The sequence below is a fragment of the Paenibacillus sp. JNUCC32 genome, from assembly GCF_014863545.1.
Lineage (GTDB): Bacteria > Bacillota > Bacilli > Paenibacillales > Paenibacillaceae > Paenibacillus_AQ > Paenibacillus_AQ lautus_A.
The window spans coordinates 3,968,929-3,982,192 of record NZ_CP062260.1; the positions used below are offsets into that span (position 1 = coordinate 3,968,929).

Below are 13,264 nucleotides of genomic sequence, written 5' to 3' on the forward strand. Positions count from 1 at the left end.
ATAATGTATCACGTACCGAATAACCACTATAGTATAAACAACATTAAATCCTTTTTCAAGGGCGAACCCTTATGCCGCGATACTGTAAACGTTTTCCAGCTCTGGCTAATCTTCCACGCCTGCAGCGACGAATTGCTTGAGAGACCGATAGGCTCCCTCATAGCGGAACCGCATGGTGTCCGTGATGCCGTAAAGCGGGCGGATTTCCTCCTCATTGCGAAAACCTTTCAGGCTCTCCGACACGATGTCATGCAGCGCTGCGGCCCATATATCGAGCGTGGCTTCTTCTTCGTCCAGCATGGAATGGTAGTCCTCCGTGCCGTAAATCGCCATGATGAACTGGGACCATAATTCCTGGGCAAAATAAAACAGCGTCGGCTCATGAACCTCGGTCTGATCCGCAACGCGCTCCAAAATCCTCGTAATCGCGTCCGGGAAGCCTCCCGGATCCAAGGGAACCGTATCGATCTCGATCTCGACGGCTTCCTGCCCGCGATGAAGGCTTACGTGCCCTTCCATCCCTCTTCTCCGGAGCGTTTGCAGCACCCGGAATTGCAGCAGGGGATGAAGCGGCGTATCATGCAGCCATTCGACCAGAATCGCGTCGATCTCCGGACGGTCCAGATAAGCGAGCTGTTCCAGCGCCAAAATGGTCTGCTCCGTCAGCGGCCCGGTCATGACCGAAGCCAGCAGCTTGTCGGCGTATCCGGCATCCTGGGCAACCTTGTCCCTGACCATCTGCCTAGCCATCTCGGACTCGTCCGGATCATCCTCGTCAGCCTCAGCATCGAAATCGACCGAACGGGGCATGGCCTGTTCCGGAAATGCGGCTTCAAGCCATTCGAGGAGCGAGTTCCACTCTTCATAGTGCCGTTCGTTCTGTCCCCCGCACTTCAGCAGAAAACGCAGCACTTCCATCGCTTCACCGTAACGTTCGTTCTCGAGCATAACCGTAAGCTGAATCTGGTAATAATCCAGCGTCTTCGGAAACAGGATGATGTTCTTATCCTCTTGTTCTTGGGAGTAAGAGTCCTTGATAAGGACACCTCCTTTCTGGTCCTGTTTTTCGTATTCGTTGATTATAGCATATGTACTGCCAAGTTTAAAAAATGGCGTAACAGCTTGCGTGCATCATGCCCCTGGCAACATAAAGACGGCGATCCCCAGTTTTCGGGCGTATATTTTATCAATATAACCCGATATGATACTCGAATAATCTTGCAAATCCGAAAAACTTTATGTCATAAAATAATGATTGAATTTCTCCTGTGCATGTGATAATATATTTTTTGCTTGAAAAATTTCTATGTCCCAGTAGCTCAGCTGGATAGAGCAACGGCCTTCTAAGCCGTCGGTCAGGGGTTCGAATCCCTTCTGGGACGTAAAAGAAGACACCGTCACATGACGGTGTTTTTTTATGTCCCGTGAGGATGAGAACCCCTAGAAGGGGTTCGTCGGAGCCTACGCTTCGGGAGGATTGCTTCGCAGTCGGCCCGAAGGGCCGTATCCCTTCTGGGACGTAAAAGAAGACACCGTCACATGACGGTGTTTTTTATGTCCCGTGAGGATGAGAACCCCTAGAAGGGGTTCGTCGAAGCATAGACTTCGGGAGGATTGCTTCGCAGTCGGCCCGAAGGGCCGTATCCCTTCTGGGACGTAAAAGAAGACACCGTCACATGACGGTGTTTTTTTATGTCCCGTGTGGATGAGAACCCCTGGAGGGGGTTCGTCGGAGCCTACGCTTCGGGAGGATTGCTTCGCAGTCGGCCGAAGGGCCGTATCCCTTCTGGGACGCTACCATCGGTAGCTTTTTTTGTATTCCAAAAGGGTGATGAACCCATACTTGAGTTTGTTGGAGCATATGCTTCTGTAGAACCAATTCCCAATCGGCCCCAAGGGCCGTATCCCTTCTGATGCACTATCGACATTCTACATATGAACGTCATGGCCGATTCCAATACGACGTACACCCTAACATGACTTTGGCGGACCGTAGGTTCGTTATTTCATCAAAAACGGCCCGATTTAGAAATTAGCGGACACCACAGCCGTTATTTAGCTAATTCACAGTCAAATTACCCTCATTTTTCATGAATAACGGACTTCTGGTCCGCTACCATACCTGTATGAGGGTTTTTCCCTCAATTAACGGCCCCTGGGTCCGTTAAGGCAGCGCAGCACGGCGCATCACACCCCATCCCATGACTCCCTCCACATTCCGCGAACACTCCGGATCCTCTACCTCCAAGCACTAACCCGCTCCGATTTCTTCACGAACATGGAGGACAAAGCCCGCGTTCGCGCGGTCAGGAGCATTTTTCTGCCTTCCGGCGTACGGGTGTAGACCAGCTCGGCCGGACCGATATGCTTGCGCCACAGCCGGGCAAAGCGTTCAGCATGCTCTTTTCGACGTCCGATTTCCTCCGGCACGGCATGGTAATCCCGTCTGGTCGCAAACCGGCCGCGCGATTCGCGGTACAAAAGATAACGCGGGTTCTCGATCGGGTCCAGCACCTGCTGCAGCGAATTCAGGAAAAGCGTCTTCTCTTGGGTGGTTCCGTCTTTTAGCCAACACACGACGGCTCCTCCTTCCTCCTCCGCCCTCAACCGGTGAAGGCTTGGCTCGGTTTCGACCAGCCCCATATCGTATAGCGCCGTATACACGACGAGAGCCACTTCTCGAATGCTCCGCTCCAGCGATTGATGACGCATTACCATTTTGACGCCTGTAAATATCCAAGGACTGGATACGATCAAGGCAATGGCGACCGAGAATAGCAGGCTGAACCAAGCCGGCGCGTCCGATTGAAGCAAAACCGGCGACGTTAAGGTCTCCATGAAGGCGCCCAGCCCCAAACCAACGGCAAAAGCAAGCACGGCCCTTACCGTATGCGAGAAAATCAAAGGCTTAGGAATACGCTCCCGATCCACCGTCAGTTCCTCCGTCATGGAGCTGTGAAGGGCAATCGCCGAATTCCATCGCTCCTTCAAAAGATGCCGCTGCCTCGCCCGCTCCCATGTGTCGCGGTTATAGGCGCTGATGCTTTCTGCGGTTTGGCTTTTCCGAAGATCAAGTCCCACGCGCTCCATGCCCGACTCTATGGTTTGATGCGAGATCGATAGACCGACGAGAGATCGAAATCTGCGCGCAAGCGAGCTCAAATCCTCGCCCCCATCGATTTGGGCGGTATCGACGCATGCCAGATGCCAGATCGCTCCGGTCTTATCCGGGTTCCCGCGTTGGGCCCGAATCGCCCGTCCCCGCATCTGGTTGGACAGCATGAACGAGCCTACATACGATGCCATGATCAAGGAATTGATCCCGGGAGCATCCCATCCCTCGCCCAGGAGAGCCGCCGTACCGATCAGCACCTGAATGCCCCCCTCTGAAAACACCTCCGTTATAATAGCCACGATAGCCGAGCGATTTGCATCGCGAACATCCATCGTTACATAACGGCCGTCATGGGCAAGGGGACGTTCCGACAAGCGGAGGCCCCGTCGATCGGCGCAAGCCCTGGCCAAAGGTATAGCCGTCACCGGGAGCACCACAAAGGAGCCTGTCAAAATACCGATGGGCAACTCGCGATCGCCCCGTGACCCGCTTTTCTCCGCTAGCTGCCTGCGGATCAGCTCAAAAATCGGAACAACGCCGAGCCGATTCAGCGGCTTCTCGTCATCCGCATCCTTCGGCAGGTCCTCCTTGCGGATATAATCGGTCAAGATTACCATCCGCATGCTCTCCCCCAGCATGGAGCGCTCGAATTCAAGAATGCGGCCGATGCTGTGCAATTTCGAGACGCTCTGGACCAGCATTTTATCAATCGCAGGCGTCGATCTCATATACACCTTCCGCCGTTCAATCATCCCTAATCGGCTGAGCCTCTTCTGCAACGCCTTTAACTCCGGCAGTCCGCGATCAATATGGGCGTCTTTATACAGCATGCCGCCAAGGAGTTCCTGCAGCCACTCCTCCGTTAAGTCGGGCGCTTCCTTCTCTTCCATGCCGAGCAGCTTCACAGCCTCCTTCCAGATCGGCCGATTGGCCGCTCGCAGATAGAGCACCATGCTGGAGTAATACCCCGGGGAGGACAAAATGTCCTCCATGTACGCCTCGGACCGTGTTATCCAGGGGTGATGTACGATCAAATCCGCCAAAAACTCATCTCGGACCAACTCGTCTTTGACCTGTTGTGCCTGCATTCGAAATTCCCGCAGTTTAGCGGCCTCTTCATGAGTTGGCCTTGTCAGGCTGATATAATCCTGATGGGGACACAACTCCCCATGGCGAACCAGCTCGGGCACGCTGATCTCCTCGTCGATAGGGCCGCAAAGCTCGATATACCGCTGCCATTCCCTCGGATTGACATCGTATGGCGGAGTGGCCGTAAGCGCAATCTTGGTCGGCTCGTCCAGCATTTCGCACAGCTGCATGGCGCTTTGCCACCAAGACATTCGAAGATGATGCGCCTCGTCAAAAATAAGCGTATGATATCCCTGCTGCTTCAACAGATCCAGAGCTTCTTGAGCCTCGGTGCCGTCCGTGATATCGTCCTCGCGGTCAGCGTCCCTCCCGGCCGGTTCAGCCTCAGCGTCTTCCATGCCCGTATCCGAAAACTCCTGATTCTCATCACCGGTTTGGTCCGCTTGCACCATCCCCGCGATGACCTTCTTCTTCGCAGAAGTCGGCTGCCCTGCTGCACTAATCAGGCTGTGTAGGGCTTGGTAGGTCGTAATCGTTACCAATGCCGGTCGCTTGAGCGAGGTCGAGACCCACTCCGGCTGGACATCTTCGTCAAGAAACAGCTCCACCAGACGGCTTGCCCATTGCTGTTTAATGGTGATGGTGGGAGCCAATATAATCGTCGGCCGATTAATCCGAAGCATGACCTCCAATCCAAGAACGGTCTTCCCCGAACCGGGCGGCGCCACCAGATGCAATTGGCGATTCTTCAGATGATGGTCAAGCCCGTGGAGCACGCGCCTCTGATAGGAGCGCCAAGGATAGCGAAACGACAGGTTGCTCGGAAAAAACTTCATTGACTCCTCCAGTTTAGCTGCACTCCCTTTTTCATTGGATAGGTTAAAACATACCGTCTATCGATGTTTGTTCTTTCACCCAAAGATAGGCTGCTTTTCGAAAATACTATACTCGCGATTATCGTGGACTCGGCTGTGCCGATCCATGACATTACCGCAGCTGCATATGAATAAGCGGAAACGGCTTTCCGGAACCGTCGAGCTCCGAACGGCCGATCTGCACGAATCCGTATTTTTTATAAAAAGCGTGGGCCTTGGGGTTCTGTTCATTCACATCCACTTGAAGTCCGGGCCCCTTCAGCCGTTCGGCATGCCGGATCAATTTCGTTCCCGTCCCTTGGCCGTGGTGAAGGGGATCCACAAACAGCATCTCGATTTTGGAGCCGTCCAGTCCGATAAATCCAATCGCTTCCTGTTCCGTATTCAAGCACATCCATATCTCCACGGACCTCAGTGCCCCGCTTTGCATCATGCCATAATAGAACCGGATATCTTCCTCCGTCAAAAAATCGTGCGTTTGGGATACGGCACGAAGCCATAATTCCACCAGCTGATCATGGTAAGCTTCCGTATAAGCCGCGATATGATGTGTCATTTTTCATCCAGCCCTTTCCAAGTCGTTCAATCCTTTGAACATTCATGAGATCCTTCAAATTGCTCTATACTATTATAAAGGAATCCGGTACATTAATCAGAGACTTTATCTTGTCGAAGAGGAGAGGTACGCATGCCATTATGGCTTGTATACGCATTGCTGTCGGCAGTCACGGCTGCACTTGTGGCCATTTTCGGAAAAATAGGCCTGCAGAACATCGATGCCAATTCGGCAACGGCCATTCGCTCCGTCATTATGGCCCTGTTTCTGCTGGGGGTCGTAGCGGTTCAGGGGAAATTCTCGGAGCTCGGAGAAATTCTGGTTCAGAAAAAGGCACTCAGCTTTATTGTGCTCAGCGGCATCGCGGGCGCGTTGTCCTGGCTGTTTTATTTTCTGGCGTTAAAATACGGCAAAGTATCGCAGGTAGGTCCTATCGATAAATTGAGCGTGGTTATTGCCGTGATCCTGGCCTTTGTGTTTCTGGGTGAGAAGATCTCCTGGATTAACGCAGCCGGCGTTGCACTCATTGCCGTTGGCGCGCTTCTTGTTGCCGTTAAATAGTCCTCTGCATAAAACCGCTGACAAAGCGGCTTTTTGTCCTCCCTCTTATTAGTTAAACCTATCAATGTTATCGAATTTATATATTTCTAATTATAAGCCGATCATGTCACAATGAGGATAAATCATGCGTGGAGGGGTGTTGTTATGTCAGAGCAAGTATGGAAACCTTACGATTACGATCGACAGCTATCGTTTGTATCTGCTTATGGAAAAGGAGCTGCAGAGCTGCTGGCGCCTCAACCCGGAGAACGGATTCTCGATCTGGGCTGCGGAACCGGCGACTTGACTCATGAAATATCCAAATCGGGCGCACATGTAACCGGCATGGATTATTCCAGCGAGATGATTGAGCGGGCCAAAAGCAAATATCCTGGACTTCCGTTTCTGACCGGGGATGGCGAGAACTTCGAAACCGAAACGCCATACGATGCCGTCTTCTCAAACGCGGCCCTGCACTGGATGAAGGATGCTGAAGGCGTGGTACGCTCCGTACATGGAGCCCTTAAGCCCGGCGGCCGATTCGTTGCCGAGTTCGGAGGCAAAGGGAATATTGACGGCATCTACCAAGCCTTGAAAACCGTGTTCGCCGATCATTATGGAATCGATGCGGACGCCCGGAATCCGTGGTATTTTCCTAGTCTTGGGCAGTATGCCAGCCTGCTTGAAGCCCAAGGGTTCCGCGTGCATCTCGCCCATCATTTCGACCGTCCCACGCGATTATCCGAAGGCAAGGACGGCATAAAGCATTGGCTGCTGCATTTTGGCGATTGCTTTTTTGCCGGATTCTCGGCTGAATCGAAGGAAGAAGCGATCGCTCGCATCAGCCTAGCTGCTCAATCGACGCTATGGCAAGAGGATGCTTTCTACGCGGATTACCGGCGCCTGCGAGTATTTGCAGAAAAGATTTAGCCATTGGGGGGTTGCTTTTCTAAATAGAATGGTTATAATATGAAAAAACTTGAGAATATTATTTTCGTTGATTGGGAGAGTAACTGCACTGACTTTAGTCCAAGCGAGCCGGGAGGGTGGAAACCGGTACAAAGTCGGCCGTGAAGCGGACCCAGGAGATGGCCTTCCGAAGCAACATGCTGTAGGGAGCCCCGGCTTACGCCGTTATCGTATGAAGGTGGTTAGACCCTTGCGGGGTTTAACAACAAGAGTGGTACCGCGAGCACAAGTCCTCGTCTCTTTTGGAGATGAGGGCTTTTTTGGTTTTCCGAGTCGTTTTATTTTTTAAAGGGGGATTTACCGTGTTAAGTCATAAGATTATTTCGAGCCTTCAACAAGCCGTGAACCAGGTCTGCGAAGCTTACGGCACCAAACTGCCGGAGTCCACTCCGATCCGGATCGAGCAGCCTGCCAGCATGGAGCATGGGGATTACGCAACCAACGTTGCGATGCAGCTTGCGAAGGTGCTCCGCAAGGCTCCCCTGCAAATCGCCGAGCTGATCCAAGCCGAGCTGGAGCAGGACGCATCCTACAAACAGCTCGTCCGCTCGACTGAGATTGTCGCTCCGGGCTTTATGAATCTGCGCATCGATTGGGAGTATTGGGCGAGCCACCATTTTGAACTCCCCCCGGCAGCTAACGAAAAGATCGTCATTGAGCACACGTCCATCAACCCGAATAAGTCCGCCCATATCGGGCATCTTCGAAATTCCTGTATCGGAGATACGCTCGTGAGATTGATGAGGAAGCTGGGTTACGAGGTCGAGGTGCATAATTATATCGACGACCTGGGCAATCAGCTGGCGGATACGGTGGTCGGCTTGCTCCACACGCCGCTGACGAAGGAGCATGCCCGGTTCGGCGATTACTGCTGGGACGTGTATTCAAGCACCAATAAAGCCTACGAAAGGGAGCCGGGGCTGGTTCAGCATCGGACCGAGGTTCTGCACGCACTGGAAGAGGGCAATCAGAACCTTTCCTGGATTGGACTGCTTGTTGCCGAGCGAATCGTTAAGGAGCATCTTGAGGAGATGAAGCAGTTCGGCATTGAATACGATCTGCTTGTATGGGAGAGCAGCATTGTTAGGGAGGGATTCTGGGCGTCCGCGTTCGAGCTGTTGAAGAATACCCCGCTTTTCCATCAGGAAACCGAGGGTAAACTTGCAGGCTGCTGGGTGCTCAAGCAATCAGGAACCGAAGCCGGAGACGAGGCGGAGTCGGACCACAGCATCGATAAAGTGCTGGTGCGCTCCAATGGCATCCTGACTTACACCGCCAAGGACATCGCCTACCACTTGTGGAAATACGGCGTGCTTTCCAATGATTTTGTATATAAAAAATTCACCGACGAGGTTTGGACGACGAGCTCGCACGGCGAGGAGCGTTCTTACGGCAAAGCGGACATGGTCATCAACGTCATTGATTACAGGCAGCAGTACCCGCAGGCGATGGTGAAGCAGGCTTTGGAAGGCCTGGGCTTCCAACAAGAGGCTGAGAAGCTGCGCCATGTCAGTTACGGCGTCGTCTCGTTAAGCCCTTCCGCTGCAGCAGATCTCGGCATCGATACTTCCGACGGTAAGGCATCCTATGCGATGTCCGGACGTCAGGGAATCGGGATCAAAATCACCGAGCTTATTCATCAAGTAGCCAAGGTCATCGAGGACACCCGATCCGATAAAAACGGTTTGTCCAGCCATGCGATCGCAACCGCCTCCATCCGTTACTACCTGCTTCGCTTTGCACTGCAAACCGAGGTGGTGTTCGATCTGAAGCAGGCCACTGAAATATCGGGGAATACGGGGGTGTATTTGCTCTATTCCTACGCGCGTGCACTCAGCGTGCTTAATAAGGCTCAAGAAGCCGAGGTTACGCCGTCTGTGCCTGCCCGGTTCCCTGCCATGGAAAAAGCGGAACATGCGCTGCTGCGGCATATCAGCACCTGGCATGATACCTTATATGCCGCCGGACGGGATCTATCTCCTAGTGCCATTTGCAACTTCACCTATGAGCTGTGCTCCCTGTTCAACAATTTTTACTCGGCATGCCCGATTCTGAAGGCGAAGGAGGAAGTGCTCCAATTTCGCGTATGGCTCACTTCCTTATTCAAGAACACCCTTGGCGAAGCGCTGGAGGTGCTGGGTTTGCCTACTCCGAGCCGGATGTAAATTCACTCTGATGAATGAGCGGATCATGCCTAATAAAAAAGCCACCGTACTATTATGTTGATCAAGTACGGTGGCTATCTTATTTTATTGCAATCCTCTGACGGTCAATCTGACCTGAACGCCGTCTGACGCCGGCTCTTCCTGCAGGGTCCAGTTGACAGCCAGCGCTTCCTTCAAGCGAGCCAACTGCTCCTTCTGGAGCTTCAATCCTTCAATGATGCCCTCGCCCACGCTGAAATCGGATTCCGAGCTGATGCGGAAGGCTTCCTCCAGCCAGATCTTCAACCCGTTCCGGGTATTAAACGTAATTTGGTACCCCTCGCTAACGGCTTTCTCCAAATCTTCCCCATGCTCTTTTGCGTAAGAGAATAATTCCTCATAGTGAAAATGACCGTTATTGGCGATCTGGAATCTCTCTGCGTCTCCTGAGCGCACAGCCTCCAGCAGATCGGAAGAAGTCAGCCCCGATTTTCTGGCATGCTCCAATAGAATGGCGGTATTCTGTGATATTTTAGTAAGCTGCATGCTCGATGCCTCCTCGATAGGGTTCGTAAAATATTTTTTCTTCTATTATAAGACCAAATGGCTAGGATGTCAGACTCTTCTCAAAACATAAACTATATTCGCACCCGATGTATTCGCCAAACGGTTCAATCTGGGCATACCCCAGCTTCTTGTAAAAATGAACGGATTCCTTCTGCGGTTCGCCTGTTTCCAGGCGCGAGAAACGATAGCCCCGCGTCTTCGCTTGTTCTTCCAGAAAGAGCAGGATCCGGGAAGCTACTCCCCTATTTCGATACGGGACATCCACGAAAAACCGTTTAATTTCAACCGATTCTGCATCCAGCGGCCGGATGGCTCCGCAGCCGACAGGCTGGCCATCATGGTAAGCCACCACGAATAGCGTTTCGTTTACTTTGGGATCGGCCAGATCCAGCCCGAATATCCCTTCCGCCGGGTATAACGTCGATAAGTAATCGTCCAGCTTCGCGATGAGCTCCTGAAGATCCTTGTGAGTCTCTCTTACCAAAGTCATAGTGATGTCATTCATCCCATGTATCCCTCCACTGTTTCTAATCGTGTCACGAATACCTTTCGTTTGCAAGAAAACCTTCAGGCCGACATCCTAACGAAGCGTAGGCGCAGGAGAACCCCCAATTGGGGTTCTCATCCTCACGGGACGTTTTGTACCAGTCGGGATACGGCCTTCCTGGCCGACTGCGATGTATTCCTACCGAAGCGTAGGCGCAGGCGAACCCCCAACTCGGGGTTCTCATCCTCACGGGACGTTTTGTCCCAGTCGGGATGCGGCCTTCCAGGCCGACTGCGAAGTATTCCTAACGAAGCGTATGCGCAGGCGAACCCCCAATTGGGGTTCTCATCCTCACGGGACGTTTTGTCCCAGTCGGGATGCGGCCTTCCTGGCCGACTGCGATGTAATCCTACCGAAGCGTAGGCGCAGGCGAACCCCCAATTGGGGTTCTCATCCTCACGGGACGTTTCGTCCCAGTCGGGATACGGTTTCCAGGCCGACTGCGATGTAATCCTAACGAAGCATAGGCGCAGGCGAACCCCAACTCGGGGTTCTCATCCTCATTCGTCCCAGTCGGGATGCGGCCTTCCAGGCCGACTGCGATGTAATCCTAACGAAGCGTATGCGCAGGCGAACCCCCAATTGGGGTTCATTACCCTTCTGGAATACGCAAAGAAGCTGCCAGGATTGGCAGCTTCTTTCTTTTACGTCCCAGAAGGGATTCGAACCCCTGACCGACGGCTTAGAAGGCCGTTGCTCTATCCAGCTGAGCTACTGGGACATATATGTATGAAAATGTTTTAAACAGTAACGAAGTATATTATATCGCATCTTTTGTTTTTTTCAAAGTACTTTTTTTCGGGTTGATCTCCTAACCGAATCAGGAGCCTGCTTACTGGGTAATATGTAAACATGAGAATGACTTCAGGAGCGTGATACCATGAGACAGCTTTTATCCTCTTTATCGTATTTCAGCATCTTCTTTGCACCGTTCATCCTCCCTGTCCTTGTATGGATTCTGTCTCCGGACGCCTACGTAGCCAAGCACGCACGCCGCGCCCTGTTCTCCCATCTGTTCCCCGTTATAGCAGCGATCCCGTTAATCTACATGGCCGTGACCTCGGGCTCCTTCGGTTCCGTCATCGGATACCTCATTCTGTTCGGCATCATCTATTTCGGGGCTTTTGTGTATAACGTGATCATGGGCATTCAGGTGCTGAGGGAGCACGCTTATTGAACTTACCCTATAAAAAAGGACCATGCGCTTACCGCATGGTCCTTTTCGCATTATTTGGTCGTAATCAATACCATTTTCTCATTGCCGTCCCATTTCACTTCACAGCCCAGCGCGGATGCCACGAAACGCAGCGGTACCATCGTGGTGCCCTTCACCATCCGTGGCGCCGAATCCAGCGTGACGGTCTTCCCGTTAACGACCGCTTGCTTGGAGCCCATCTTCAGCTTGATTTGGGTCGAGCCTTTGGAGGAGGATACGCTTTGCGTCTTTTGGTCCCATTTGACCGAAGCATCGAGGGATTCGAAGATCGGACGCATAGGCACAAGAACGCTTCCTCCGACCATCACCGGCGACTGCGCATAGGATTGGAGCTGGCCGTTGATTTTGATGCGGATCGGCGCTTCTCCGATTTCTCTGCCGGATTGGTCATAATATTTCAGCTTCACGCTTTTGACCCGAGTATCGTAATCAATGCGCAAGGTCGTCGTTTCATTGGCGGTCATGAACATGGAGTCCGTATCGGTTCCCAAGGAGCGTCCCTTCGCATCGTACGCCGTCGATTTCACGGTAATCCGTTGCGACACATCCCCGTTCTCCACGCCGATCGTAACGACAAGCTTGTTGTTGATGGTCGTTCTGCCCTCGGCTATGATTTTAGGCGTCTGGCTGTTGCCTGTCAGGAACACCTTCAGGTCGCTGATGGCTTTGCCGCCTTCCAGCTCGGCCTGGAAATTCGCGATTTCGTTGGATGAAAGATATCCGGACGTCGTGTTGACCTCCAGAACCTTGCCGCTGGCGTTGCTGCCGACAACGATGACGCCGGCCTGCCCGCCTTTATTCCGGTTTTGAATCGAACCGGTAACGATAAGCTTTCCGTTCTCCAGGCGGCTGCCGGATTGCAGCAGCTTCACGGCATCTTCAACCGGATCAACGACCGATACCTTTACGCTCTTGATCAGCTTCGCTGCTTTAAGCTCTACGACGAAGGTGCCGACATCGCTGCCGCCAAAGTAGCTGTCCGCCGATGTCACTTCGACCGCTTTGCCGGTAGCATCATACCCTACGGCGAGCATACCCACATTGTGCCCGACCGTAGAATTCTGCACGACGCCAGAAACGTTGACCACGCCGTTGCTCGTATAGTATCCGGATGCCAGCAGCCGCGCCTGATCACCAGCCGGTCCTGCCGGGAGCACTTCCACCCGCTTGACGCTGCTGCCGCTGTCAAGGTCCACTTCATATGTACCGATTTCGTCGCTCATCATATATTCGGAATCACCGACTGCCTCGAGCGCTTGGCCGTTTGCATCGTAACCGACAACATAGAATCCCGCTTCCGCTCCGGTTCCTCCGTTGCGAATGTCCGCCGTCACGCGCATCTTGCCGTTCACGAGCTCATGAGACGATTCAAGAACCGTAACGTTCTGCGTTGCTTCGGCGCTTGCCGGCATTTGCACGGATCCCAAGGTAAGCGACAACGCCAGGAATCCCGCTCCCCATAGCTTGACGATATGTTTATTCCATCTGCCCAATTCCAATCTCCCCTTGTCCATTATGTTAGTAGATGACACTAATCCAACATTATAGGGAGGATTCTCCAGTAATCATATAGAGGAAAAGCCCTATTTGTATCTATTTCGTAAACAAGGATACCGGATGGTCCATACTCCCTACCGCAGCGAAAT

10 protein-coding genes, 2 tRNA genes and 1 other annotated feature are annotated in these 13,264 nt (G+C 52.7%); of the genes, 5 read left to right on the forward strand and 7 right to left on the reverse strand.

What is annotated here, in order from left to right; translation table 11 throughout:
• Nucleotides 1–105: 105 nt before the first annotated feature.
• Nucleotides 106–948: a hypothetical protein gene (locus tag JNUCC32_RS17895; RefSeq protein WP_192569334.1), complete on the reverse strand. Its 843-nt coding sequence runs from the start codon at nucleotides 946–948 to the stop codon at nucleotides 106–108.
• A gap of 360 nt (nucleotides 949–1,308) precedes the next feature.
• Here JNUCC32_RS17895 and JNUCC32_RS17900 point away from each other — a divergent pair.
• Nucleotides 1,309–1,382, forward strand: a tRNA-Arg gene (locus JNUCC32_RS17900).
• Between the two features lie 856 nt (nucleotides 1,383–2,238).
• Here JNUCC32_RS17900 and JNUCC32_RS17905 read toward each other — a convergent pair.
• Together JNUCC32_RS17905 and JNUCC32_RS17910 are read right to left on the reverse strand one after the other, a co-directional pair.
• Nucleotides 2,239–5,040, reverse strand: a complete 2,802-nt coding sequence (locus JNUCC32_RS17905) for a DEAD/DEAH box helicase family protein (protein ID WP_192569335.1) — start codon at nucleotides 5,038–5,040, stop codon at nucleotides 2,239–2,241.
• A gap of 151 nt (nucleotides 5,041–5,191) precedes the next feature.
• Nucleotides 5,192–5,635, reverse strand: a complete 444-nt coding sequence (locus tag JNUCC32_RS17910) for a GNAT family N-acetyltransferase (protein ID WP_090910458.1) — start codon at nucleotides 5,633–5,635, stop codon at nucleotides 5,192–5,194.
• 132 nt (nucleotides 5,636–5,767) lie between these two features.
• Between JNUCC32_RS17910 and JNUCC32_RS17915 the strand changes: the two genes are divergently transcribed.
• The 3 genes from JNUCC32_RS17915 to JNUCC32_RS17925 all read left to right on the forward strand — a co-directional run bounded on the left by JNUCC32_RS17915 (nucleotide 5,768) and on the right by JNUCC32_RS17925 (nucleotide 9,309).
• The gene (locus JNUCC32_RS17915; protein WP_015733993.1) at nucleotides 5,768–6,196 is read left to right on the forward strand and encodes an EamA family transporter; all 429 of its coding nucleotides are present in this window, start codon (nucleotides 5,768–5,770) and stop codon (nucleotides 6,194–6,196) included.
• 144 nt (nucleotides 6,197–6,340) lie between these two features.
• A complete protein-coding gene (locus JNUCC32_RS17920; protein ID WP_192569336.1) occupies nucleotides 6,341–7,105 on the forward strand; it encodes a class I SAM-dependent methyltransferase in 765 nt (254 codons plus the stop codon).
• A 58-nt stretch (nucleotides 7,106–7,163) separates the two neighbouring features.
• Nucleotides 7,164–7,388, forward strand: a binding site (T-box leader).
• 58 nt (nucleotides 7,389–7,446) lie between these two features.
• Entirely contained in the window at nucleotides 7,447–9,309 is a 1,863-nt protein-coding gene (locus JNUCC32_RS17925; protein ID WP_192569337.1) for an arginine--tRNA ligase, read from the forward strand.
• 84 nt (nucleotides 9,310–9,393) lie between these two features.
• Here JNUCC32_RS17925 and JNUCC32_RS17930 read toward each other — a convergent pair whose 3' ends face one another.
• The 3 genes from JNUCC32_RS17930 to JNUCC32_RS17940 all read right to left on the reverse strand — a co-directional run bounded on the left by JNUCC32_RS17930 (nucleotide 9,394) and on the right by JNUCC32_RS17940 (nucleotide 11,123).
• Nucleotides 9,394–9,834, reverse strand: coding sequence for a hypothetical protein (locus JNUCC32_RS17930; protein WP_096775385.1), 441 nt, complete (start codon nucleotides 9,832–9,834; stop codon nucleotides 9,394–9,396).
• 61 nt (nucleotides 9,835–9,895) lie between these two features.
• Entirely contained in the window at nucleotides 9,896–10,360 is a 465-nt protein-coding gene (locus JNUCC32_RS17935; protein ID WP_096775384.1) for a GNAT family N-acetyltransferase, read from the reverse strand.
• A gap of 689 nt (nucleotides 10,361–11,049) precedes the next feature.
• Nucleotides 11,050–11,123: transfer RNA gene (locus tag JNUCC32_RS17940), tRNA-Arg, on the reverse strand.
• Nucleotides 11,124–11,282: 159 nt separating this feature from the next.
• On the opposite strand from JNUCC32_RS17940, the gene JNUCC32_RS17945 reads away from it, so the two are divergent.
• Entirely contained in the window at nucleotides 11,283–11,579 is a 297-nt protein-coding gene (locus JNUCC32_RS17945) for a magnetosome magnetite crystal formation protein family (protein ID WP_015733988.1), read from the forward strand.
• Nucleotides 11,580–11,629: 50 nt separating this feature from the next.
• Here the strand turns inward: JNUCC32_RS17945 and JNUCC32_RS17950 are convergent, their stop codons facing one another.
• Complete coding sequence (locus tag JNUCC32_RS17950; RefSeq protein ID WP_192569338.1) at nucleotides 11,630–13,111, reverse strand: copper amine oxidase N-terminal domain-containing protein; 1,482 nt, start codon at nucleotides 13,109–13,111, stop codon at nucleotides 11,630–11,632.
• Between the last annotated feature and the right edge of the window lie 153 nt (nucleotides 13,112–13,264).

Bases quoted from the DNA above. Each gene is read 5' to 3' on its own strand.
- JNUCC32_RS17895 (WP_192569334.1), bottom strand. From the start codon at position 948: ATGCTCGAGAACGAACGTTACGGTGAAGCGATGGAAGTGCTGCGTTTT.
- JNUCC32_RS17930 (WP_096775385.1), bottom strand. From the start codon at position 9,834: ATGCAGCTTACTAAAATATCACAGAATACCGCCATTCTATTGGAGCAT.
- JNUCC32_RS17935 (WP_096775384.1), bottom strand. From the start codon at position 10,360: ATGAATGACATCACTATGACTTTGGTAAGAGAGACTCACAAGGATCTT.
- JNUCC32_RS17915 (WP_015733993.1), top strand. From the start codon at position 5,768: ATGCCATTATGGCTTGTATACGCATTGCTGTCGGCAGTCACGGCTGCA.
- JNUCC32_RS17905 (WP_192569335.1), bottom strand. From the start codon at position 5,040: ATGAAGTTTTTTCCGAGCAACCTGTCGTTTCGCTATCCTTGGCGCTCC.
- JNUCC32_RS17910 (WP_090910458.1), bottom strand. From the start codon at position 5,635: ATGACACATCATATCGCGGCTTATACGGAAGCTTACCATGATCAGCTG.
- JNUCC32_RS17945 (WP_015733988.1), top strand. From the start codon at position 11,283: ATGAGACAGCTTTTATCCTCTTTATCGTATTTCAGCATCTTCTTTGCA.
- JNUCC32_RS17920 (WP_192569336.1), top strand. From the start codon at position 6,341: ATGTCAGAGCAAGTATGGAAACCTTACGATTACGATCGACAGCTATCG.